We start from the raw sequence: 22423 nt of genomic DNA, 5'->3' as shown, positions 1-22423 counted from the left end.
CCTCCGAGCCGCTCGGAGCCCCTCCGAGCGGCTCCGGCCCGCCCTACGGCGCCCCGGCCCCCGGTGTCGTGTGCTCGCGCTGGTCGGAGCGCGGCGGTCCGACCGGCCCGCGGCGGATCGACCCGGGCGCGCTCCAGTCCGCCCGGCGGCGGGCCCGTACCCGGGCCGCCTCGGAGGAGTCCAGCTGCCAGGGCACCGAGGTGACCATCACACCGGGGCTGAACAGCAGCCGCCCCTTGAGCCGCAGCGCGCTCTGGTTGTGCAGCAGGTGCTCGTACCAGTGGCCGACGACGTACTCGGGGATGTACACGCTGACCACGTCGCGCGGGCTGTCGCGGCGCAGGCCCTTGACGTAGTCGATGATCGGCCGGGTGATCTCGCGATAGGGCGAGTCGAGGATCTTCAACGGCACGTCGATGCCGCGGCTCTGCCACTCGGCCTGGAGCGCCTTGGTGTCCTCCGGGTCGACGTTGATGCTCAGCGCCTCCAGGCTGTCGGAGCGCATCAGCTTGGCGTACGACAGGGCGCGCAGGGTGGGCTTGTGCAGCTTGGAGACCAGCACGATGGAGTGCACCCGGGAGGGGCGGACGTAGTCGTCGCCAGGCTCTTCCTCGGCGGCGATCTCCTCCGCGACGCGGGTGTAGTGGCGGCGGATGGCGGTCATGGTGGCGTAGAAGACCACCATGCCGAGCACCGCGACCCAGGCGCCGTGGGTGAACTTGGTCAGCAGCACGATCACCAGCACCAGGCCGGTGAGGAAGGCGCCGAAGGTGTTGATCGCGCGGGAGCGGTGCATGTGGCGCCGCTTGGCCGGGTCGGTCTCGGTGCGCAGGTGCCGGTTCCAGTGCCGGACCATGCCGGTCTGGCTGAGCGTGAAGGAGACGAACACGCCGACGATGTAGAGCTGGATCAGCCGGGTGGAGTTCGCACCGTAGATGTAGACCAGCACCGCGGCGAAGCCGGCCAGCAGCACGATGCCGTTGGAGAAGGCGAGCCGGTCGCCGCGGGTGTGCAGTTGCCGGGGCAGGTAGCGGTCCTGGGCGAGGATCGAGCCGAGCACCGGGAAGCCGTTGTAGGCGGTGTTCGCGGCCAGGAAGAGCACCAGCGCGGTGACCGCGGCCAGGAAGACGAAGGGGATCGAGTTGTGTCCGAAGACCGCCCCGGCGACCTGGGCGATCACCGGGTCCTGGGTGTAGCCGGTACCGATCGGCTTGCCGTGGCTGAGCAGGTCGGTGGCCGGGTTCTCGGCCATCCGCACGTGGGTGTTCATCGCCAGCGCGATGATCCCGCAGAACATGGTGACCGCGAGCAGGCCCATGGCGGCCAGCGTGGTGGCGGCGTTCTTCGACTTGGGCTTGCGGAACGCCGGCACGCCGTTGCTGATCGCCTCCACGCCGGTGAGCGCGGCGCACCCGGAGGAGAAGGCGCGCAGCAGCAGGAAGATCAGCGCGAAGCCGCCGAGCCCTGGGGACTCGGCGTGGATCGTGTAGTGCGCGCTGGGCGCGCTCATGTCATGCCCGGTGGCGATCTTGACGATGCCCCACGCGATCATGCAGAACACGCCGAAGACGAACGCGTAGGTCGGGATGGCGAAGATCGAGCCGGACTCCCGCACCCCGCGCAGGTTCATCAGCATCAGCACCACGATCATGCCGACCGCGCCGAGCACCTTGTGCGTGACGAAGAACGGGACCGCGGAGCCGAGGTTCTCGATCCCGGAGGCGACCGACACCGCGACGGTGAGCACGTAGTCGACCATCAGCGCGCTGGCGACGGTCAGTCCCGCCTTCGGGCCCAGGTTGGTGGTGGCGACCTCGTAGTCGCCGCCCCCGGAGGGGTAGGCGTGGACGTTCTGCCGGTAGGACGCGACCACCGTGAACATCAGTACGACCACCGCGACCGCGATCCACGGGCTGAAGTGGTAGGCGGAGACGCCGGCGATCGAGAGGACGAGGAGCACCTCGCCGGGCGCATAGGCGACCGAGGAGAGCGGGTCGGAGGCGAAGACGGGGAGCGCGAGCCGCTTGGGCAGCAGCGTCTCGCCCAGCCTGTCGCTGCGCAACGCCCGGCCGATCAGAATCCGTTTCGGCAGGTCGGTCAGTTTGGACACCCCGCGATGTTAAGGGATGTCCCCGGCCCCCGTGCGTCCGAGTGCCGCACCGAGTGTGAAGAACCTGCGTCCGGCGCCCGCACGGAACTTCTGCGGGCCCGCGGCCCTGTGTAGCTTTGGGCGCGGTCCGAGACTTCGAGGCACGGTCTGAGAGTCTTGGACCAAATTGTGTTGGCAGCCGGAAGGACGGTCGTGCACGTCGTGATTATGGGATGCGGGCGAGTGGGTTCCGCTCTCGCGCACTCCCTCGAACAGCATGGTCATACGGTCGCGGTGGTCGACCAGGACCCGACGGCTTTCCGCCGCCTGGGGTCCGGGTTCGGCGGGCGCCGGGTGACCGGAGTCGGGTTCGACCAGGACACGCTGCGCGAGGCCGGTATCGAGGAAGCGGGCGCCTTCGCGGCCGTGAGCAGCGGCGACAACTCCAACATCATCGCGGCCCGGGTGGCCCGCGAGATGTTCGGCATCGAGAACGTGGCGGCCCGGATCTACGACCCCAAGCGCGCCGAGGTCTACCAGCGCCTGGGCATCCCGACCGTCGCCACGGTGCGCTGGACCGCCGACCAGATGCTGCGCCGGCTGCTCCCCTCGGGCGCGGAGCCGCTGTGGCGCGACCCCAGCGGCGGGGTGCAGCTCGCCGAGGTGCACACCTCCACCGCGTGGATCGGCCACAAGGTGAGCCGGCTCCAGGAGGAGACCGGAGTCCGTGTGGCCTTCATCACGCGCCTCGGCGAGGCCATGCTGCCGACCTCCGAGACGGTGCTCCAGGAGGGCGACCTCGTGCACGTCATGATGCGCACCGACGGAGTGGCCGCGGTGGAGGCGGCGTTCGCCGCGGGACCCGAGGGAGAGCAGTCATGAGGGTCGCCATCGCGGGAGCCGGTGCGGTCGGCCGCTCCATCGCCGGGGAACTGCTGGAGAACGGCCACGAAGTGCTGCTGGTCGACAAGAACCCGACCTCGATCTCCGTGGAGCGGGTGCCGCAGGCGGAGTGGCTGCTCGCCGACGCCTGCGAGATCACCTCGCTGGACGAGGCCGCGCTCCAGCGCTGCAACGTGGTGATCGCCGCCACCGGCGACGACAAGGTCAACCTGGTCGTCTCGCTGCTGGCCAAGACCGAGTACGGCGTCCCGCGGGTGGTCGCGCGCGTCAACAACCCCAAGAACGAGTGGCTCTTCAACGAGTCCTGGGGGGTGGATGTCGCCGTGTCCACGCCGCGCCTGATGTCGGCGCTGGTCGAGGAGGCGGTGAGCGTCGGCGACCTGGTCCGGCTGCTGCGATTCAGCCAGGGTGACGCGAACCTCGTGGAGTTGACGCTGCCGGAGGAGGCCGCGCTGGTGGGCACCCGGGTCGGTGACGTGGAGTGGCCGACCGACACCTCGCTGGTGACGATCATCCGCGGCAACCGGGTGCTCACCCCCGCCAGGGACGACGCCCTGGAGGCGGGCGACGAGCTGCTGTTCGTCGCCGCACCGCACCGCGAGGAGCAGCTGGAGGACCTGCTGTCGGTCCAGGACGCCGACAAGGAGTAGCGCCCGGCCCGAGGGGGCGCCGGGCGCGCGGTCAGGACGACGCGGACGCCTGGCGCTCCTTCTCGGCCTTCTCCGCCTTCTCGGCCGCCTCCATCTCCGCGATCACGTCGATCGGCGGCGGCGCCTTCACCAGGAAGATCCAGGTGAGGTAGACCGACAGCAGGAACGGCGGGATGCCCAGCGCCACCTTGACCCAGCCGAGCTGGGTGGCGTTGCCCCACCAGTACAGCGGGAAGAGGATCGCGGACTTCGCGAGCAGGATCAGCCCCCACGCCCAGCTCGCCTTGGTGTAGGCGCGCAGCCGGCCCGGGTTGCGGGTGCGCCAGGAGAGGTTCTCCTTGAAGATCGGCCCGAGGATCAGGCCGAGGAGCGGCACCTTGGCGGCGGCGGTGACGATGTAGGCGACGGCGAGGCCGAGCGTGTAGAGCATGCCCGGCAGGTAGAAGTTCTTCGCGTTGCCCGACATCATCGCGAAGACCGCGCCGAAGGCGACCCCGAACACCCCGCTGAAGGCGTGCTTGAGGGTGTCGCGCCGCAGCAGCCGGGCGGCGCCCATCACGACGGACAGCGCGAGCGAGGCGACGGCGGAGATCTTGATGTCGTGGTCGACCGTGTAGATCGCCACGAAGACCAGCCCGGGCACGGTGGTCTCCACCATGCCGCGCACGCCGCCGAACGCCTCGAAGAGCGCCGCCTCGGTGACCGCGCGGGCCGCCTCGTCGGTGCCCGGCGGCTGGTCGGCGCCCACCGTCTGGTCCGTGTTGTCGATCGACGTCACCTGGTTCACTCCTGTCCGACCGGACGCAGTTCGTACTTGGGGTTGAACAGCACCGGACGGCCCCGGTTCATCGAGATCCGTCCGGACGCGATGATCATGCGTCCGGGTTCTATGCCGACGATGCTGCGGCGCCCCAGCCACACCACGTCGAGTGCGGCCGAACCGTCGAACAGCTCGGCTTCCAGTGCGGGCACGCCGGCCCGGGGACGGAGCGTGACCGTACGCAGCGTACCGGTCACCGACACGATCTGCCGGTCCGAGCAGTCGGAGATCCGCGTGCAGCCGACCTCGAGGGCCTGCTGCCGCAGTTCCTCGGAGTGCAGTTCCTCCTGCGAGGAGGACAGCCGGTCGAGCATGCGGCGAAAGCGGCCCGCGGGCCGATCGGGACGGATGCCACCACTCATGCCGCCAAGGGTACCGGGATGTCCGCGCGGGACCAGAGCCCGGAACCCGCCTGCGTACGGCCGGGGCCGGGCACCGCGGCTACGGCTTCCCCGTCCCCTCGCCCGGGGCGGCGTCCGCGCCCTCGTCGGCATCCGCGCCCGGGGCGGTGTCCTGACCGGCGTCGACGATCCGCCCGTCGCGCAGTTCCAGCACCCGGTCGGCCAGCGCCAGCAGCTGCGTGTCGTGCGTGGCGACCAGCGCGGTCACTCCCTCGCTGCGGACCACCGCGCGCAGCAGCTCCATCACCGCGAGCCCGGTGTCCGCGTCGAGCTGGCCGGTGGGCTCGTCGGCGATCAGCAGCACCGGGCGGTTGGCGAGGGCGCGGGCGATCGCCACGCGCTGCTGCTGGCCGCCGGACAGCTCCCCCGGCCGCTGCGCGGCGTGCTCGGCCAGCCCCACCAGGCCCAGCAGCAGCGCGACCCGCTCCTCGCGCTCGCGGGCCGGGGTCCTGCGCAGCCGCATCGGCACCCCGACGTTCTCGGCCGCGGTCAGGATCGGGATCAGCCCGAAGGACTGGAAGACGAAGCCGATCCGGTCGCGGCGCAGCGCCAGCAGCTCGTCGTCGCCGAGCCCGGCCAGGTCCGTGCCGTCGACGGTGATCCGCCCGCCGTCGGGCGTGTCCAGGCCGCCGACCAGGTTGAGGATCGTGGTCTTGCCGGACCCGGAACGGCCCTTGAGCGCGACCAGTTCACCGCGCGGCACCCGGAAGGACACCCCGCGCAGCGCCGCCACCGCGGTGTCGCCCGAGCCGTAGGTGCGGCGCAGGTCCTCGACGACGACCATGTCCCCGTCGGCCGCCGCCGGCTCCGCCACGGCGACGGCGGACCCGGTCGCGGCTGCTGCCGCCCGGTCGCGGTCGGTGGACTGCTCGCTCATCGGTGCTCCTCCCCCGGTGCCGGCCCGCCCCCTGGTCGCGCCGCGCCACGCTGTGCCGGCAGCCCCCGGCCGCCGCGTATCCCGTACCGTACGCCGCGCGCGGGCCGAATCCAGCCGGGCGGCCGATAACGATCCCGAAGGGCCCGCGGAAACGACGCACCCGGCTGCCGTACGCGACGGCGGCCGGGTGCGCGGGGCTGAGCGCGGCGGTTCAGTGCAGCTCGGTGATCTCCGGGCCGCGCCGCATCGGGTCGATGCCGTCGCCGAACTTCGACGGCTCGCCCTGCTCGGCCGCGGCGCCGTCGGGCACCATCTGCGCGTCGTTGGGGAGTTTGAGCACGATCGGGTCGCGGGGCGCCATCGGGGCCTCGCCGCGCAGCACGACGGTGTCGCGGAAGACCGACTCCAGCACGCCGGCCGCGGCCGGCTGCACCGCGCCCTGGCCGGAGATGACACCGCGCAGGAACCAGCGCGGGCCGTCGCAGCCGACGAAGCGCACGAGCTGCACCCCGTTGGTGCCGTCGGGCAGCTGGACCGGCACCTGCGCGCGCAGCTCCCAGCCGAGCGGACCTTCGACCTCGTCGACGACGCCGCCCTGCTGGGTGATGCCCGAGGCGATCTCCTCGCGCACCTCGCCCCAGATGCCCTCGGACTTCGGGGCGGCGAACGCCTGGAGCTGGACGGCGCTGTCGCGCAGGACCACGGTCGCGGCGACGATGGACTCGCCGGCCACCTCGACCCGCAGTTCCATGCCCTCGACGCCGGGCACGAACAGGCCGCCGAGGTCGACCCGGCCCTCGCCGGGCTCCTGGACCTCGCTGATGTCCCAGGGGCCGTCGGGCCGCGGGGCGGGCGGGAGGTTGTACCCGGGCGACTCCTCGGAGTCGTCCGGCTCCGCGGCGTCCTCGGCCGAGTCCTCCGGGCCCTCGGCCTCGTCGAGCTCGTCGATGGCGTCTTCGCGCTCCTTGCGACGACGGAACACGGTCACTGTCCTTCCCGGTCGCTGCCGACCGATGCGTATCCGTTGCTGGACGTGCCCGCCGACGGTGTCTGCACCGCGGCGTGACCCCCCGTGGAGCCGAAGCCCCCCGCGGCCCTGGCAGATCCCGGCAGTTCCGCGACCTCGTGGAAGCGGACCCGTTCGACCTGCTGGACGACCAGTTGGGCGATCCGGTCGCCCGGCTGGAACCTGACGGTCTCGCGCGGGTCGAGATTGACCACGATCACCTTGATCTCCCCACGGTACCCGGCATCGACCGTTCCCGGGGCATTCACCATCGCGACCCCGCAGCGCGCGGCGAGGCCCGAGCGGGGGTGGACGAAGGCCGCGTAGCCGTCCGGCAGTGCGAGGGAGATGCCGGTGGGCAGCACCGCCCGCTCGCCGGGCGCGAGTTCGGCGGCCTCGGTGGTGATCAGGTCGGCGCCGGCGTCTCCGGGGTGCGCGTAGGCGGGGACGGGCACCGACGGGTCGAGCCGGCGCAGCAGCACGTCGACGGGCGGCTTGCTCATGGGTTCACCTCGAAGGCGCGGGCGACCTTGACCTGGTCGGGGTCGGACAGTGCGGCCTGGATCTCGTCGGGGCGGCCGTTGCTGGTGAAGTGGTCGATCTTGACCTCGACGAAGAGCGCGTCGGCGCGGACGGCGACCGGGCCGTCGGGCCCGCCGATCCGGCCGACGGCGCTGCTGTAGATCTTGCGGCCGTCCACCGCGGTGCAGCGCGCGGACAGGTGCAGCGTCGCGCCGACCGGGACCGGCCGGACGAAGTCCGACTCCAGCCGCCCGGTCACCGCGATGACCCGGAGTATCCAGCTCAGCGAGCCGAGCGTCTCGTCCAGCGCGGTGGCGAGCACCCCGCCGTGCGCGAGGCCGGGCGCACCCTGGTGGGCGGGCTGGACGGTGAACTCCGCGGTGACGCTGACGCCTTCGCCGGCCCTGGCCGCCAGGTGCAGCCCGTACGGCTGGCTTTCACCGCAGCCGAAGCAGTGCTCGTAGTGCGCGCCGAGCAGTTCGCCGGGCGCGGGCGCCTCGGGGTGGCGTACGGGCGCGACGGCGCCGGGGGGCGGCACCAGACTCGATCGGCCCGGGTTGGGGGGTGTTGTGGCTGCACTCACGCCGCAGACCTTATCGCGCGAAGGTGTGAGCGCCCCCGGTTCGCGGCGACCCCGCCTCGCCCGTACCCGGGCCCGCGTCCGCGGGCGGGCGTGGGACGCTTGTGCCATGTCCGTTTCGCAGCCTTACGACGAACGCCTCACCGTGCCGCGCTCCTGGTGGTTCATGGCCGTCGGCGCCGGGGTCGGCCTGGCGCTGGTGTTCTTCCCCTTCGGTGTGCTCGCGATGCTCGGCGGGTTGGTGGTGGGCGGCGCGCTGGCGATGATGACGGTCAGCTCGTACGGGTCCGCGCGCATCCGCGTGGTGGCCGGGTCGCTGGTCGCCGGCAAGGCCCGCATCCCGCTGGAGGCGCTGGGCGACGCGCTGGTGCTCGACCCGGCGGAGGCGGTGGCCTGGCGGTCGTACAAGGCGGACCCGCGGGCGTTCATGCTGCTGCGGTCGTACGTGCCGACGGCGGTGAAGGTCGAGGTGACCGATCCGGCGGACCCGACGCCGTACGTCTACTTGTCGACGCGTTCGCCGAAGCGGCTCGCGGAGGCGCTGAACAGCCTCAGGACGGCCGGGCGGGCGGTCTAGGCGAGCGGGGCTCGCGGGCGGGCGCCGAGGGGCTCACAGGGCCCTGTGGCGCGCTCGCCGGGGGCGGTCTAGCCGCCGGTGCCGGTGGGCGCGGGGGCGTCCGTGAGCGGCGGCCACGGAAGCTGGTGCGCGCGCAGGTCCTTGCGGACCCGGTGGGCGAGTTTGCGGGTGTCGCGCCGGTTCATCACCGCGCCGACGGCGGCGCCGATCATGAACGGGGTCAGGGCGGGCATGTGCCGCAGGCTGCGGCGCATCAGCCGCTGGCGCATCTCGCGCTTCATGCCGCTGCCGAGGGCCACGTTGAGGGTCGAGGGCCGCAGCGCGTCGATACCGCGCTGCTCGGTCCACGACCACAGGTACGCGGTGGCCCGCTGGCGGACGGTGCCGGGCGCGCGCAGGCCGTAGACCTCGTGCAGCTCGGCGATGAGCTTGTACTCCACGGCGGCCACGCCCAGGGTCTCGGTGGCCAGTTCGGTCGGCATGGCGGGCGGCACCGGCAGCATGGCGGCAGCGCCCACACCGGCGCCCACCGTCATGGTGCCCTTCACCGCGGCCGCGATCAGCCGGTCGGCGATCTCGTCCGGGCCCAGCCCGGGGAACTGGGCGCGCAGGGTGGCCAGTTCGCGCACCGGGATGCGCGGAGCGGTCTCGATGAGCCGCTCGGCGACCGACGTCATCCCGGCCCTGGCCAGCCGGCCGCTCGCGCGTGCTCCACCGCCGACGCCCCGTGTGACCCCGCGGGCGGTCGCGGCCGCGAGCGAGGCCGCACGGCCCCGCTCGACGTTCCCTCTCTTCTCCTCCGGTGTGCCGGTCACGGCGCCGACCGGTCAGGCCGCGCAGTCGCGGCAGATGGGGTTGCCGTTCTTCTCCGCGGCGAGCTGGCTCCGGTGGTGCACCAGGAAGCAGCTCATGCAGGTGAACTCGTCGGCCTGCCGGGGCAGCACGCGGACCGACAGCTCCTCGTTGGAGAGGTCGGCGCCGGGCAGCTCCAGGGACTCGGCCTGGTCGAACTCGTCGACGTCGACCGCGGAGGTCGACTTCTCGTTCCGCCGGGCCTTCAGCTCCTCGATGCTGTCCTCATTGACGTCATCGTCGGTCTTGCGTGGGGTGTCGTAATCCGTAGCCATTTCGCTCTCCCCCTGTGGGTGTCTGTGGTGTCTCCAGCGCACGTAACGCGCGGGAGGCCGGACTTGTGCCCGACCCGAGGCGGAGATTTTGCCTCACATCAAGGCTCGTTACTCAATCGACACCCAATGACGCCCCCGAAGAGGTGATCACCGAGGTGGCCGATCATGGTCCGCGGCGGCCTGAAAGCCCTCCGCCAGGGATGCCTCTCCGTGTACTTCCCGTGATCATGACCTGCGGAAACATGGAATTTGCCGCCGTTTCTCCCAGATCTGTGCTCACCGAGCGTACACACTGCAAGAGATCCGTGTGCAATCGATCACAGGTGCGGCACGGCCGCGCCAGAAGTGTCGATTACTCGCAAAGCGAACAGCATCCCGGCCGGCCCGGCGTGGCGCTGCCCGCCCGGGCGTGACGCGCTTCACAGCTCACATCGGGATCGCGACCCGCATGACCAGGCCGCCTCCCTCACGCGGCTCGGCGGCGATCACCCCGCCGTGGGCTCTGGCGACCGAGCGGACGATGGACAGCCCCAGCCCGACGCCCTTGTCGCTGCCCGTGCGCTCGGTGCGCAGCCGGCGGAAGGGCTCGAACATGTTGTCCACCTCGTACGCGGGCACCACCGGTCCGGTGTTCGCCACCACCAGCAGCGCCTGGCCGTGCTCCGCGCTGGTGGTCACATCGACCCAGCCGCCCTCGGACACGTTGTAGCGCACGGCGTTCTGCACCAGGTTCAGCGCGATCCGCTCCAGCAGCACGCCGTTGCCCTGCACGACCGCGGGAGCCAGCGACTCGCGCAGCGCCACGCCCTTGTCCGCGGCCTCCCCGCGGCTTTGCTCCAGCGCTCTGGAGGCCGCCTCGGCCAGGTCGACGGGCTTGCGGTCCACGATCTCGTTCTCGCTGCGGGCCAGCAGCAGCAGGCCCTCGACCAGCTGCTCGCTGCGCTCGTTGGTGGCCAGCAGCGTCTTGCCCAGCTGCTGGAGGTCCGGCGAGGCGTTCGGGTCGGCGAGCTGCACCTCCAGCAGGGTGCGGTTGATCGCCAGCGGGGTGCGCAGCTCGTGCGAGGCGTTGGCGACGAAGCGGCGCTGGGCGGTGAAGGAGCGCTCCAGCCGGTCCAGCATGCCGTCGAAGGTGTCGGCCAGCTCCTTCAGCTCGTCGTCGGGCCCGTCCAGCTCGATGCGGCGCTTGAGGTCGGAGCCGACCACGCCGCGCGCGGTGCGGGTGATCCGGCCGAGCGGCGCCAGCACCCGGCCGGCCATCACGTAGCCGAAGGCGAAGGCGACCACGGCCAGGCCGATCAGGGCCAGCAGCGACCGCTTGAGCAGGGTGCCCAGCGCCTCGTCGCGCTGGTGCTGCATACAGGCGTTGATCGCGTTGATCACCTGGTCGTTGGTGGTCTGCGGGGTGACCTGCACACAGCTGCCCGCGACCGAGCGGATCTGGATGCCGGCGATCTCGAACGGCAGCTCGGCGCCCTTGTGGATCGCCTGTGCCGCCAGCAGGTAGATGATCCACAGCAGCACGACGCCGGCGATCAGGAACATCCCCCCGTACAGCACGGTGAGGCGTATCCGGATCGTGGGCCGCAGCCAGGGCGGCCGGTTCTCGGCGGGCGCGGGGTCCCAGGTCGGGCGCGGCGGCGCGGACGGCCGGGTCGGCGTCGGCCCCACGGGGCCCGGGGAGGAGGGGTGGGCCATGGCGGATCAGATCCGGTAGCCGGAGCCGGGCACCGTGACGATCACCGGCGGCTCGCCGAGCTTGCGGCGCAGGGTCATCACGGTCACCCGCACCACGTTGGTGAACGGGTCGGTGTTCTCGTCCCACGCCTTCTCCAGCAGCTGCTCGGCGGAGACCACCGAGCCCTCGCTGCGCATCAGGACCTCCAGGACGGCGAACTCCTTGGGCGCGAGGTGGACCTCCCTGCCGTCGCGGAACGCCTCCCGGCGGTTGGGGTCCAGCCGGATGCCGGAGCGCTCCAGCACCGGCGGCAGGGCCGTCGTGGTCCGCCGCCCGAGCGCGCGCACCCGGGCGGTCAGCTCGGTGAAGGCGAACGGCTTGGGCAGGTAGTCGTCGGCGCCCAGCTCCAGGCCCTCGACCCGGTCGCTCACATCGCCCGCCGCGGTGAGCATGAGCACCCGGGTCGGCATGCCGAGGCCGACGATCTGGCGGCACACCTCGTCACCGTGCACCACCGGCAGGTCGCGGTCGAGCACCACCACGTCGTAGTCGTTGACGCCGATCCGCTCCAGGGCGGCACCGCCGTCGTAGACCACGTCGACGGCCATGGCTTCGCGCCGCAGGCCGGTGGCAACCGCATCGGCGAGCAGTTGCTCGTCCTCGACGACCAGTACGCGCAAGGCGCTGTCCTTCCGTGAGCTGTGGGAATCTTCATCCATCCTGCACCGGGCCCCCGTAAATCGGCGGTAAGGGGGAGGGCCCGCGGGCCCGAGGGGTGGGACGCCGCGGACCGGTGGACGGGACGCCGCGAAGGGGTGGAAATTCGTTTCCGCGGGTGAGGTTTCCGGGTCCGGCGGGGTGGGGAGGACGGCTTTACACCCACCCACCACGCCTTGCCCCGCGCTTCCCGCGCGAGGGCGACGGGCTTGACACTCGCGTGTCAACGGAGACGACGAGGGGGCGCACCATGGACGCGTTCACGAATGGCATCCTCCAGCGCATACACAGCACGGAGTCCGATCTGCGCCGGGCCCGGGAGACGGGCGACGACTTCCTCGCCGAGGTCGAGCAGGGTGAGCTGGACGACCTGCGCCGCCTGGCCGCCGAGCACGGGGTGGACGTACGGCCCAAGGTCGCCTGAACCTCCGGCTCCCCAAGCCGCACGCCCCGGCCGCCAGGAAGGCGCCGGGGCGTTCGCATGCCCGGCCGGACCCGCCGCGCTCGGCGAACGGGGACGGCGAAGGGCCCGCTCAGGGGCGTACCAGGGGGTCTGTACGCCCGTGTGCGGGCCCGCCGCCCGGTCCGGGACCGATCAGTCGTGCCAGGCGCCCAGCTCGTCCAGGCGGCGCTGGAGCGGCTCGAAGAGCCCGGGCGGGGCGGCCACGGCCAGCTCACCGGACGGCGGCTCGCCCGGCCGCCCGCCGGTCAGCGCCCCGGCCTCCCGGGCGAAGAGGTCGCCGGCCGCCAGGTCCCAGGGGTTCAGGCCCCGCTCGTAGTACGCGTCCAGGCGGCCGCAGCCGACGTCCGCGAGGTCGATGGCCGCCGAACCGGCCCGGCGGATGTCGCGGACCTGCGGCAGCAGCCCCTTGATCACCTCGGCCATCGCGACCCGGCGCTCGCGCAGGTAGCTGAAGCCGGTGGCGACGAGCGCGTGCTCGAAGTCCGGCGCCGGGCGGCAGTGCGCCCGCACCCCGGCCACGTACGCGCCGCCGCCGCGCACCGCCTGGTAGGTCTCGCGGCGCATCGGCGCCTCCACGACGCCCACGACGGTCTGCCCGTCGCGCTCCGCGGCGATGCTCACCGACCAGGAGGGCAGGCCGTAGAGGTAGTTCACGGTGCCGTCGAGCGGGTCGATCACCCAGCGCACCCCGCTGGTGCCCGGGCTGCTCGCGCCCTCCTCGCCCAGGAAGCCGTCGTCGGGGCGCAGCCGCCCGATGTACGCGGTGATCAGCTTCTCGGCGGCGATGTCCATCTCGGTCACGACGTCGATCGGGCTGGACTTGGTGGCGGCCACGCCCAGGTCCGCGGGACGGCCGTCACGCAGCAGCGCGCCGGCCCTGCGGGCCGCCTCCAGCGCGATCGCCAGCAATTCGGCGTCCTCACCGGTGGCGGCGGGACCGGCGGCGGGCGCGTCCTGCTCCGCCGCGCCGTTGGCAGATGTGCTCATTCCGGTCTCCTCAGTCGGTTCCTGCGGCGGCGGGCCGGCTCGGCCGGCCCCGGTCGGCGGCCGGGCAGCAGCCCGCGGGGCACACGTCGTGGCTCGGGCCCAGCCGCCCGAGCGCGCAGCGGACCGGCGCCAGGCCCCGCTCGGTCGCCGCGCGCTCCAGCACCAGCTCGCGCACCGCGGCGGCGAAGCGCGGGTCGGCGCCCACGGTGGCGGCGCGGCTGACCGGCAGCCCGAGCTCGGCTGCCTTGGCCGCGGCCTCAGTGTCGAGGTCGTACTTGACTTCCATGTGGTCCGAGACGAAGCCGATCGGCACCATGACCACCGCGGGCGCGCCGTCGGCGTGCTCGCTCTCCAGGTGGTCGCAGATGTCCGGCTCCAGCCACGGGATGTGCGGGGCGCCGGAGCGCGACTGGTAGACCAGCTGCCAGTCGCGGTCGGTGCCGGTGGCCTGCCGGACGCGGTCGGCGACCAGCCGGGCCGTCTCCAGGTGCTGCGCGACGTACGCGCCGCCGTCGCCGTGGGCGGCGACCGGTCCGGAGGTGTCGGCCGCGGCGGTGGGGATGGAGTGCGTGGTGAAGGCCAGGCGCGCGCGGTCGCGGACGTCGGCGGGGAGCGCGGCGAGCGCGGCGAGGGTGTTGTCGACCATCGGCTCCACGAAGCCCGGGTGGTTGAAGTAGTGCCGCAGCTTGTCCACCCGCAGCGCCGGGCGGCCCTCCTCGGCGAGGACGGCCAGCGAGGCGGCGAGGTTCTCCCGGTACTGGCGGCAGCCGGAGTACGACGCGTAGGCGCTGGTGGCCAGCACCAGCACCCGGCGGTGCCCGGCGTCGGCGATCTCGCGCAGCGCGTCGGTCAGGTAGGGCGCCCAGTTCCGGTTGCCCCAGTAGACGGGCAGGTCGACGCCCTGGTCGGCGAACTCCTTGCGGAGCGCGGCCAGCAGCTCGCGGTTCTGCTCGTTGATCGGGCTGACCCCGCCGAACAGGAAGTAGTGCTTGCCGACCTCCTTCAACCGCTCGCGCGGGATGCCGCGCCCCCGGGTGACGTTCTCCAGGAACGGCACCACGTCGTCCGGGCCCTCCGGCCCGCCGAAGGAGAGCAGCAGCAGGGCGTCGTAGGGGCCGGTGTCCGGTCCGTTCGGCGCCGCGGGTCGGTCCGGCGCGGCGTTCGGGTCACGCTGATCAGGCATGCCTCCGATCCTGCCACCTCGCCCCGCCCCGCCCGGCGCCCGGGCTCCGCGGAACTCCGTGGAACTCCGTGGAACTCCGTGGAACTCCGTGGAACTCCGTGGAACTCCGCAGAAAAACGACTTGCCGCGCTCCGTAAGCTGTACTCGCCAGCTCTGTTCCTTACGCGGGACCCCCTACCGTCCTGCCTGTCCCGACGGCGACGACGCCGGGGAGCGCCACGTGACCAGCCCCTACCGCGCGATCTACCGGACCCCGGGCGCCATGGCGTTCAGTGTGGCCGGGCTGGTCGGCCGGATGCCCCTGTCGATGCTCGGCATCGGCATCGTGACGATGGTCTCCCAGGTGACCGGGCGGTACGGCCTGGCCGGCGCGCTGTCGGCCACCCTGGCGCTGTCCGGCGCCGTGACCGGGCCGCGCATCTCCCGGCTGGTCGACCGCCACGGGCAGCGGAGGGTGCTGCGCCCGGTCTGCGCGGTGACGGTGGTGTCGGTGGCCGGGCTGCTGGCCTGCACCTGGGCGGGCGCGCCGGACTGGGCGTACTTCGTGTGCGTGCTGGGCGCCGGCACCACCCCGAGCACCGGCGCGATGGTGCGGGCCCGCTGGTCGGAGCTGCTGCGCGACACCCCGGAGCAACTGCACACCGCGTACTCGGTCGAGGCGGTCGTCGACGAGATCGTCTTCATCGTCGGCCCGATCCTGTCGGTGGGCCTGAGCACCGGCTGGTTCGCCGAGGCCGGGCCGCTGCTGGCGGCGGTGTTCCTGGCCGCGGGGGTGCTGGCGCTGACCGCGCTGCGCGGCACCGAGCCGGTACCGCACCCCGACGCGCACCGGGCCGGCGGCTCGGTGCTGGCCGCGCCGGGGCTCGCGGTGCTGGTCGGGGTCTTCGTCGGCACCGGCGCGATGTTCGGCGCGGTGGAGGTGGTCACCGTCGCGTTCGCCGACGAGCGCGGCCACAAGGCGCTGGCGAGCGTGGTGCTGGCCACCTACGCGCTCGGTTCGTGCGTCGCGGGGCTGGTGTTCGGGCTGAGTCGGCCGCGCGGGACCGTCGCCGGCCGGTTCCGGGCGGGCATCGCGCTGATGGCGGTGAGTATGATCCCGCCACTACTGGTCGGGAGTCTCCACTTCCTGGCCTTGGCGCTGTTCGTCTCCGGCCTGACCATCGCCCCCACGATGGTGAACGCGATGGGCCTGGTCGAACAGCTGGTACCCCGGGGGCGGTTGACCGAGGGCATCACGTGGACCAGCACGGGTCTCGCGGTCGGCGTCGCCGCGGGCGCCGCGCTCGCCGGTCGGGTGATCGACACGCACGGTGCCTCGGCCGCCTACTGGGTGAGCACCTCCGCCGCGGTCTTCGCGGCGGCGGTGGCGTTCCTCGGCTACCGCCGGCTGCGGCCGGCACCGGATCGGGAGGAGCACGACCACGATGGGCCGGACCGCAAGCGCACTGAGGACCAGCGACGGCAGGACGGCGCCCGCGAGGGCGAGGGAGTGGCGTAACTGGGCGGGCAACGTCCGCGCGCGCCCCGGGCGGGTCGCCGCGCCCGCCTCCGTCGACGAACTCGCCGCGGCCGTGCGGAAGGCCGCCGCCGACGGGCTGCGGGTGAAGGCGGTCGGCTCCGGCCACTCCTTCACCGCGGCCGCGGCCACCGACGGGCTGCTGGTGCGGCCCGAAGGCCTGACCGCGATCCGGTCGATCGACGCCGCGGCCGGCACCGTGACGGTGGAGTCGGGGGTGCAACTGCGGCAGCTCAACGCGGCGCTGGCCGGCGCCGGGCTGTCGCTGCGGAACATGGGCGACATCATGGCGCAGACGGTGGCCGGCGCCACCAGCACCGGCACCCACGGCACCGGCCGCGACTCCGGCTCGATCGCCGCGCAGCTGACCGCGCTGGAACTGGTCACCGCCGACGGGTCGGTGCTGCGCTGCTCGGCCGGCCAGCACCCGGAGGTCTTCGCCGCCGCCCGGGTCGGGCTGGGCGCGCTCGGCGTGGTCAGCGCCCTCACCTTCGCCGTCGAGCCGCTGTTCCTCCTCACCGCCCGCGAGGAGCCGATGACCTTCGACCGGGTCACCGCGGACTTCGACCGGCTCGTCGCGGAGAACGAGCACTTCGAGTTCTACTGGTTCCCGCACACCGAGGGCTGCACCACCAAGCGCAACAACCGCACCGCCGGCCCGGCCGCCCCGGTGCCCGCGCTGCGCGGCTGGATCGACGACGAACTGCTGTCCAACGGCGTGTTCCAGGCCGCCTGCGCGCTGGGGCGGGTCGCCCCCGCGGCGATCCCCGGGATCGCGAGGCTCTCCAGCCGCGCGCTGTCCGCCCGGACGTACACCGACATCCCCTACAAGGTCTTCACCAGCCCGCGCCGGGTGCGGTTCGTGGAGATGGAGTACGCGGTGCCGCGCGAGGCCGCGGTGCCGGTGCTGCGGGAGTTGAAGGCCATGGTGGAGCGCTCGGACCTGCGGGTCAGCTTCCCGGTGGAGGTGCGGGTGGCGCCGGCCGACGACATCGCGCTGTCCACCGCGTCGGGCCGGGACAGCGCCTATGTCGCGGTGCACATGTACCGCGGCAGCCGCTACCAGGAGTACTTCACCGCGGTCGAGCGGATCATGGTGGCGGCCGGCGGGCGGCCGCACTGGGGCAAGATGCACACCCGGGACGCGGCGTACCTGCGCGCGGCCTACCCGCGGTTCGACGAGTTCACCGCGCTACGCGACCGGCTCGACCCCGAAGGGGTCTTCGACAACGACTACCTGCGCCGGGTGCTGGGGCCCCGTACGTGACGGGTGACGGCGACATCGCTCCGTACGTCCCCTTTTGGGTGATGAACGACGCGGTCCCGTGTGAGACGGGTCACCCAACTCCCGCTCCCCGCACGACATTCGCTGGCGCGGCAGCCGCCCCGCGGTGGCCCGAATGGAGTACCGTGACGAATCCTGGCTGCCGGTGCCCGGCCGGCGCCCAGGACGCGTGGCGGGGAGTCGGGAGCACTCGTCCCGGGGTGCCATCATTGGTCACACACGGTGGCCAACTGACCACCGTCCCATGACGGCGTGTCACCATCTCGTCCCGACACGCCGGATAACTCGGCAAGGTTGTGGCACGCTGCACCCGGGCAGGCCACACTCGTTCAACGGGAGCAGCGACGCACGTGACGTCGGCAGGCACCACCCGGGAGGTAACCGTGCCCGAACTGCGGGTCGTGGCCGTCAGCAACGACGGCACCCGACTGGTGCTCAAAGCTGCCGACAGCACGGAGTACACCCTCCCGATCGACGAGCGGCTGCGCGCCGCCGTGCGCAACGACCGCGCGCGGCTCGGGCAGATCGAGATCGAGGTCGAGAGCCATCTGCGGCCGCGGGACATCCAGGCCCGGATACGAGCCGGCGCTTCGGCCGAGGAGGTCGCCCAGCTCGGCGGCATCCCGGTGGAGCGGGTCCGGCGGTTCGAGGGGCCGGTGCTGGCGGAGCGGGCCTTCATGGCCGAGCGCGCCAGGAAGACCCCGGTCCGCCGCCAGGGCGAGACCACCGGGCCGCAGTTGGGCGAGGCGGTCGCCGAACGCCTGCTGCTGCGCGGCGCGGAGAAGGACACCGTGCTGTGGGACTCCTGGCGCCGTGACGACGGCACCTGGGAGGTCCTGCTCGTCTACCAGGTCGCCGGCGAACCGCACTCGGCGTGCTGGACGTACGACCCGCCGCGCCGCCTGGTGCAGGCGGTCGACGACGAGGCACGGGCGCTGATCGGCGAGACCGCGCAGACCCAGGGCCAGGAGCCGAGCTTCCCGTTCGTGCCCCGGATCGCCCGGCTGCCCAGGGACCGCCCGCTGGACCGCCCCGGCCAGGAACGGCCCGAGCGGCCCGAGCGGATCGAACGCGACCGGCAGGACCGCGAGGCGCGCGCCGAGGAGCAGCCGGAGGAGCGCGACTCGCTCACCAGCCTGCTCGAAGCGGTGCCGAGCTTCCGCGGCGACATGGTGGTGCCGGCTCCCCCGGTGCCGCCGGACGCCGCTCCGGCGGTGGAGGTGCCGCAGGAGGAGTCGGAGGAGGCCGCTCCGGCGGCCAGCGCCGGCGCGGGGTCGGCGTATGCGGACGTGCTGATGCCGCGCGCCGTGGCGGGCCACCGGGACCGCCTCAAGGGCACCACCGACCGCCAGGCCGAGGCGGACGGTGTCCGGCCGGGCCGGCGCGCCACGGTGCCGAGTTGGGACGAGATCGTCTTCGGCAGCCGCCGCAAGAAGCAGGAGTAGACCGGCCCCTTGCGGGGAATCGGGACACCAGACCGGGAGCCGACGGCCGTAAGGGGCAGCCACCATGGTGGCTGCCCCTTACGCGTACGGTCCCGGGGCCTATGCGCGGCTCAGCCCGGCTGGTCGCCCGTGGCCACCGGGCGGGACGGGTCGGCGCCCCACTCGCTCCAGGAGCCGACGTACAGCGCCGCGGGGACGCCCGCCACGGCCAGCGCGAGGATCTCGTGCGCGGCGGAGACGCCCGAGCCGCAGTAGACGCCCACCTCCGCGCCGGGGGTCGCGCCCAGGGCGCGGAAGCGCGCCGCGAGTTCGGCCGCGGTGCGGAAGCGGCCGTCCTCGGTGACGTTCTGCGTCGTGGGGGCGCTCACCGCGCCCGGGATGTGGCCGGCGACGGGGTCGATCGGCTCGCTCTCGCCGCGGTACCGCTCCCCCGCCCGGGCGTCCAGCAGCAGCCCGCGGCGGGCGAGTTCGGCGGCGCCGGCCGCGTCGAGCACCGGCAGCGCGCCGGGCCGCGGCACGAAGTCCCCGTCGCCCGGCGGCGGTTCCTCGGTGCTCAGCGGCAGCCCCGCCGCCTTCCACGCCGCCAGCCCGCCGTCCAGCACCCGCACCCGCTCGTGGCCCGCCCAGCGCAGCAGCCACCACGCGCGGGCCGGCCCCCAGCCGTTCCAGTCGTCGTAGAGCACCACGTCGGTGTCCGCGCCGACGCCCGCCGCGCGCATCGCCGCGCCGAACACCTCGACGTCCGGCAGCGGGTGGCGGCCGCGCGGGCCGGGCGCCGCGGCGAGGGCGGCATCCAGGTCGACGTACCGGGCGCCGGGGATGTGGCCGGCCGCGTACTCGCCGTGCCCGGGCGGCCCGCCCATCCGGTAGCGGACGTCGAGCACGGCGGTGGCGGCGGGCGCCGCGGCCAGTTCTGCCGCGGTGATGATGGGTTCCATGCCCCCATTGTGGGCGGCGGCCGGGGCCGGCGCCGCGGTCCGGGCGCGGCAGCCCGGCGGTCCGGCGGTTCAGCCCGGGTGGTTGACCGGCAGCACGTCCGGCGAGAGCGTGCCCGCCGCGGCCGACGCGCTCGTCATCCGGCGCCGGTGGTGGCGGCGGCAGAGCACTTCGTAGCCGACCTCGGCGGCGCGGTCCACGTCGCCGATCACCACCTGGGCGCCCTCGACCACCATGACGCCGCCGATCGTGCGCGCGTTGTGGGTGGCGCGGGCTCCGCACCAGCACAGCGCCTCCACCTGGAGCGTCTCTATCCGGTCGGCCAGTTCCATCAGCCGCCGCGAACCGGGGAAGAGCCGGGTGCGGAAGTCGGTGGTGATGCCGAACGCGTAGACGTCCAGGTCGAGTTCGTCCACCACCCGGGCCAGCTGGTCGATCTGCTCCGGCGCGAGGAACTGCGCCTCGTCGACGACCGCGTAGTCCACCCGGCCGCCGCGGCTGATCACCCCGACCAGGTGGCCGTACAGGTCCATGCCGTCGGCCACCTCCACCGCGTCGGTGACCAGGCCGAGCCGGGAGGAGAGCTTGCCCTGTCCGGCGCGGTCGTCCCGGGTGAAGATCACCGCCTGGAGGCCGCGGGCGGTGCGGTTGTGGACGATCTGCAACGCGAGGGTGCTCTTGCCGCAGTCCATCGTTCCGGAGAAGAAGACCAGCTCGGACATGGGAGGGACGACGGCCTTTCGGTGCGGCGGAGGGGGCGGACGGGACGCGGCGGCAAGGACGGTCAGGGCACGGGCGGGCAGGGGTCAGGCGGGCAGGACACGGACGGCGGCGCGGCGGACGCCCTCAGGAGCGTACTTCGAGCAGCGGCACGAGCTGCTCGACGGGGGCCATGGAGCCGTGCAGGCCCACCATCTTCGACTCCCCGGGTTCGCCGCGGCCCGCCACGATCGCGATGTCGTCGCGCGCCACGGCCACCACGTCCCCGATCCGGCCCAGCACCCGCGGCTCGCACTGCGGCCCGAACCAGCCCGCGGCCACCGCCTCCGCGCGGCCGGCCACCCACATCCGGTCGCCGAGCACCTCGCGCCACACCGCGAGCACATCGGCCTCGGCGCCGGGCACCGCGTACACGTGCCGGGCCCGGCCCTCGCCGCCCAGCACCGCGACCCCCGCGCGCAGCTCCCAGTCCTCGTCGAAGTCGATCCTGGACTCCTCGTCGAACGGGATGTCGATCATGCCGTGGTCGGCGGTGACGTACAGGGCGCTGCGCGGCGGCAGTTGCTCGGCCAGGCGCTGCGCCAGCCGGTCGACCATGGCCAACTGCCCGCGCCAGGCGTCGGAGTCGACGCCGTAGCGGTGGCCCATGCCGTCCAGTTCGCTGTAGTACGTGTAGACCAGCGCGCGGTCGGCGGCGGCGAGCCGGTCGGCGGCCAGGTCCATCCGCTCCTCGCCGGACAGCCGCCCGTGGAAGGTGCCGCCGGACAGCGCGACCTTCGTCAGCGGGGTCTGCGCGAAGGCCGGCGAGGAGACCTGGCAGGTGGCGATACCGGCCGCGTCGGCGAGCCGGAAGACGGTCGGGTGCGGCTGCCAGGCGCCCGGCGCGGTCCACGGCTGCCAGCGCAGCTGGTTCATCAGCTCGCCGGTGGCGGGGTTGAGCGCGGTGTACCCGGCCAGGCCGTGTGCGCCCGGCGGCAGGCCGGTTCCGACGGAGGCGAGCGAGGTGGCGGTGGTGGACGGGAAGCCGGCGGTGAGCGGGCGGCCGCTGCCGCCGAGCGAGGTGCCCAGCAGCGAGGTGAGGTAGGGCGCCTCGTCGGGGTGGCGCAGGATCAGCTCCCAGCCGAGCCCGTCCACCAGGAACACGCAGACCCGGTCGGCCGGTTCGAGGACCAGTCCGGTGGCCGGCATACCGGGGACGCCGAACCCGGCGACCGCGGCGGGGATCACGTCGCACAGCGCGGCGGTGCCGTAGGCGGGGACCGGGGCGGTGCGCGGGTCGAGCGGCTCGGGGTCGTGGGTGTCGGGCGGTGCTCCGGCCATCAGTCCGTGGCCGCTGTCGCCTCGGAGAGGGCCTGCGCGAAGGCGAGGGCCTGCCGCACGGTGTCGGGGCCGTCCCCGGCCTCGCTCACCCGCAGCGAGAGGTCGTCCACGGTGGAGGAACCGGTGTAGCCGTGGTCGGCCTCGCAGTTGGGGTCGCCGCAGGCGGCCGGCTCCAGGTCGATCCGGGAGACGGCGCCCCAGCCGATGGTGAGCACCACCTCGCGCGGCAGGGTGCCCGGCTGGCCGGGGGTGCCGGGCGTGTAGGACTCGGGGTTGGCCACCACCCGGCTGACCACCACCGAGGAGATCCGGCCGATCTTCACCGATTCGGTGGAGGTGGTCGCGTACGGGCTCGGCGAGGTGTCGTCGGCGGCCTGCTCGTCGGTGTGGCTGACGATGAAGCGGCTGCCGGTGAGCACCAGCACCGTCACGTGCCGCCGCACCTCATTGGCGTCGAAGGTGGTCTCCTGGTGGACCAGGTACGACGTGACCGGCTCGCGCCCCACGGCCGCCTCTACGGCCTCGGCCACCAGGGCCGGGTAGTAGCCGCTGCGCTCGATGGCCGTGCGCAGTCCCTGCGTCGTCGTACCGGTCTTCGCCATGCCGTCCATCCTATGCGCGCGC

At 73.2% G+C, this 22423-nt stretch carries 23 protein-coding genes and 1 pseudogene; 7 read left to right on the top strand and 17 right to left on the bottom strand.

Annotated features, from left to right (window positions below; genetic code table 11):
* Positions 1-43 precede the first annotated feature (43 nt).
* Positions 44-2110 carry an APC family permease gene (locus WA788_RS19550; protein ID WP_335979026.1) on the bottom strand — a complete coding sequence of 689 codons (2067 nt, stop codon included), beginning with the start codon at positions 2108-2110 and terminating at the stop codon, positions 44-46.
* A 192-nt stretch (positions 2111-2302) separates the two neighbouring features.
* On the opposite strand from WA788_RS19550, the gene WA788_RS19545 reads away from it, so the two are divergent.
* The gene (locus tag WA788_RS19545; protein ID WP_335979024.1) at positions 2303-2971 is read left to right on the top strand and encodes a potassium channel family protein; all 669 of its coding nucleotides are present in this window, start codon (positions 2303-2305) and stop codon (positions 2969-2971) included.
* The gene (locus WA788_RS19540; RefSeq protein ID WP_335979022.1) at positions 2968-3642 is read left to right on the top strand and encodes a potassium channel family protein; all 675 of its coding nucleotides are present in this window, start codon (positions 2968-2970) and stop codon (positions 3640-3642) included. The genes WA788_RS19545 and WA788_RS19540 overlap by 4 nt, the downstream gene beginning before the upstream one ends.
* A gap of 31 nt (positions 3643-3673) precedes the next feature.
* Here the strand turns inward: WA788_RS19540 and WA788_RS19535 are convergent, their stop codons facing one another.
* The 6 genes and pseudogenes from WA788_RS19535 to WA788_RS19510 all read right to left on the bottom strand — a co-directional run bounded on the left by WA788_RS19535 (position 3674) and on the right by WA788_RS19510 (position 7851).
* Positions 3674-4420, bottom strand: coding sequence for a DUF3159 domain-containing protein (locus tag WA788_RS19535; protein WP_435130144.1), 747 nt, complete (start codon positions 4418-4420; stop codon positions 3674-3676).
* Between the two features lie 5 nt (positions 4421-4425).
* Positions 4426-4824, bottom strand: coding sequence for an OB-fold nucleic acid binding domain-containing protein (locus WA788_RS19530; protein ID WP_335979021.1), 399 nt, complete (start codon positions 4822-4824; stop codon positions 4426-4428).
* Positions 4825-4984: 160 nt separating this feature from the next.
* Positions 4985-5740 (bottom strand): annotated as a pseudogene (locus tag WA788_RS19525) (ABC transporter ATP-binding protein); the annotation flags it as partial.
* Positions 5741-5951: 211 nt separating this feature from the next.
* The gene (locus WA788_RS19520; protein ID WP_335979019.1) at positions 5952-6722 is read right to left on the bottom strand and encodes a DUF3710 domain-containing protein; all 771 of its coding nucleotides are present in this window, start codon (positions 6720-6722) and stop codon (positions 5952-5954) included.
* A gap of 2 nt (positions 6723-6724) precedes the next feature.
* Entirely contained in the window at positions 6725-7249 is a 525-nt protein-coding gene (gene dut, locus WA788_RS19515; protein WP_335979016.1) for a dUTP diphosphatase, read from the bottom strand.
* Positions 7246-7851 carry a PaaI family thioesterase gene (locus tag WA788_RS19510; protein WP_335979014.1) on the bottom strand — a complete coding sequence of 202 codons (606 nt, stop codon included), beginning with the start codon at positions 7849-7851 and terminating at the stop codon, positions 7246-7248. The genes dut and WA788_RS19510 overlap by 4 nt, the downstream gene beginning before the upstream one ends.
* 106 nt (positions 7852-7957) lie before the next feature.
* Here WA788_RS19510 and WA788_RS19505 point away from each other — a divergent pair, with 106 nt between their 5' ends.
* Positions 7958-8425, top strand: coding sequence for a DUF3093 domain-containing protein (locus WA788_RS19505; RefSeq protein WP_335979011.1), 468 nt, complete (start codon positions 7958-7960; stop codon positions 8423-8425).
* A gap of 68 nt (positions 8426-8493) precedes the next feature.
* Here WA788_RS19505 and WA788_RS19500 read toward each other — a convergent pair whose 3' ends face one another.
* The 4 genes from WA788_RS19500 to WA788_RS19485 all read right to left on the bottom strand — a co-directional run bounded on the left by WA788_RS19500 (position 8494) and on the right by WA788_RS19485 (position 11907).
* The gene (locus tag WA788_RS19500; protein ID WP_335979009.1) at positions 8494-9240 is read right to left on the bottom strand and encodes a hypothetical protein; all 747 of its coding nucleotides are present in this window, start codon (positions 9238-9240) and stop codon (positions 8494-8496) included.
* 12 nt (positions 9241-9252) lie between these two features.
* The gene (locus WA788_RS19495) at positions 9253-9552 is read right to left on the bottom strand and encodes a DUF4193 domain-containing protein (protein WP_103884889.1); all 300 of its coding nucleotides are present in this window, start codon (positions 9550-9552) and stop codon (positions 9253-9255) included.
* 426 nt (positions 9553-9978) lie between these two features.
* The gene (locus tag WA788_RS19490; protein WP_335979005.1) at positions 9979-11247 is read right to left on the bottom strand and encodes a sensor histidine kinase; all 1269 of its coding nucleotides are present in this window, start codon (positions 11245-11247) and stop codon (positions 9979-9981) included.
* A 6-nt stretch (positions 11248-11253) separates the two neighbouring features.
* The gene (locus WA788_RS19485) at positions 11254-11907 is read right to left on the bottom strand and encodes a response regulator transcription factor (RefSeq protein WP_335979003.1); all 654 of its coding nucleotides are present in this window, start codon (positions 11905-11907) and stop codon (positions 11254-11256) included.
* A 287-nt stretch (positions 11908-12194) separates the two neighbouring features.
* Here WA788_RS19485 and WA788_RS19480 point away from each other — a divergent pair, with 287 nt between their 5' ends.
* On the top strand, positions 12195-12368 hold the full coding sequence (locus WA788_RS19480; RefSeq protein ID WP_335979001.1) for a hypothetical protein: 174 nt from the start codon (positions 12195-12197) through the stop codon (positions 12366-12368).
* Positions 12369-12539: 171 nt separating this feature from the next.
* Here the strand turns inward: WA788_RS19480 and WA788_RS19475 are convergent, their stop codons facing one another.
* Together WA788_RS19475 and WA788_RS19470 are read right to left on the bottom strand one after the other, a co-directional pair.
* Positions 12540-13394 carry an inositol monophosphatase family protein gene (locus tag WA788_RS19475; RefSeq protein ID WP_335978999.1) on the bottom strand — a complete coding sequence of 285 codons (855 nt, stop codon included), beginning with the start codon at positions 13392-13394 and terminating at the stop codon, positions 12540-12542.
* A 10-nt stretch (positions 13395-13404) separates the two neighbouring features.
* Entirely contained in the window at positions 13405-14577 is a 1173-nt protein-coding gene (locus WA788_RS19470) for a ferrochelatase (protein ID WP_335978997.1), read from the bottom strand.
* Between WA788_RS19470 and WA788_RS19465 the strand changes: the two genes are divergently transcribed.
* From WA788_RS19465 to sepH, 3 genes are all read left to right on the top strand, one after another.
* Entirely contained in the window at positions 14576-16075 is a 1500-nt protein-coding gene (locus tag WA788_RS19465; RefSeq protein WP_335978995.1) for an MFS transporter, read from the top strand. The two genes, WA788_RS19470 and WA788_RS19465, sit on opposite strands and share 2 nt — an antisense overlap.
* The gene (locus WA788_RS19460) at positions 16002-17360 is read left to right on the top strand and encodes a D-arabinono-1,4-lactone oxidase (protein ID WP_335978993.1); all 1359 of its coding nucleotides are present in this window, start codon (positions 16002-16004) and stop codon (positions 17358-17360) included. The genes WA788_RS19465 and WA788_RS19460 overlap by 74 nt, the downstream gene beginning before the upstream one ends.
* Positions 17361-17761: 401 nt before the next feature.
* The gene (sepH, locus tag WA788_RS19455) at positions 17762-18823 is read left to right on the top strand and encodes a septation protein SepH (protein ID WP_443034066.1); all 1062 of its coding nucleotides are present in this window, start codon (positions 17762-17764) and stop codon (positions 18821-18823) included.
* Positions 18824-18933: 110 nt separating this feature from the next.
* On the opposite strand, the gene WA788_RS19450 is transcribed toward sepH, so the two are convergent.
* The 4 genes from WA788_RS19450 to WA788_RS19435 form a co-directional block, all read right to left on the bottom strand.
* A complete protein-coding gene (locus WA788_RS19450; protein WP_335978988.1) occupies positions 18934-19761 on the bottom strand; it encodes a sulfurtransferase in 828 nt (275 codons plus the stop codon).
* A gap of 69 nt (positions 19762-19830) precedes the next feature.
* Positions 19831-20481, bottom strand: a complete 651-nt coding sequence (locus WA788_RS19445; protein ID WP_335978986.1) for a thymidine kinase — start codon at positions 20479-20481, stop codon at positions 19831-19833.
* Positions 20482-20605: 124 nt separating this feature from the next.
* Complete coding sequence (locus tag WA788_RS19440) at positions 20606-21799, bottom strand: alkaline phosphatase family protein (protein WP_335978985.1); 1194 nt, start codon at positions 21797-21799, stop codon at positions 20606-20608.
* Positions 21799-22401, bottom strand: a complete 603-nt coding sequence (locus tag WA788_RS19435; protein ID WP_335978983.1) for a DUF5998 family protein — start codon at positions 22399-22401, stop codon at positions 21799-21801. The genes WA788_RS19440 and WA788_RS19435 overlap by 1 nt, the downstream gene beginning before the upstream one ends.
* Positions 22402-22423: the final 22 nt, after the last annotated feature.

This window comes from Streptomyces sp. CA2R106, from assembly GCF_037034245.1.
GTDB lineage: Bacteria > Actinomycetota > Actinomycetes > Streptomycetales > Streptomycetaceae > Actinacidiphila.
This window is presented reverse-complemented; position numbering and strand designations above follow the sequence as displayed.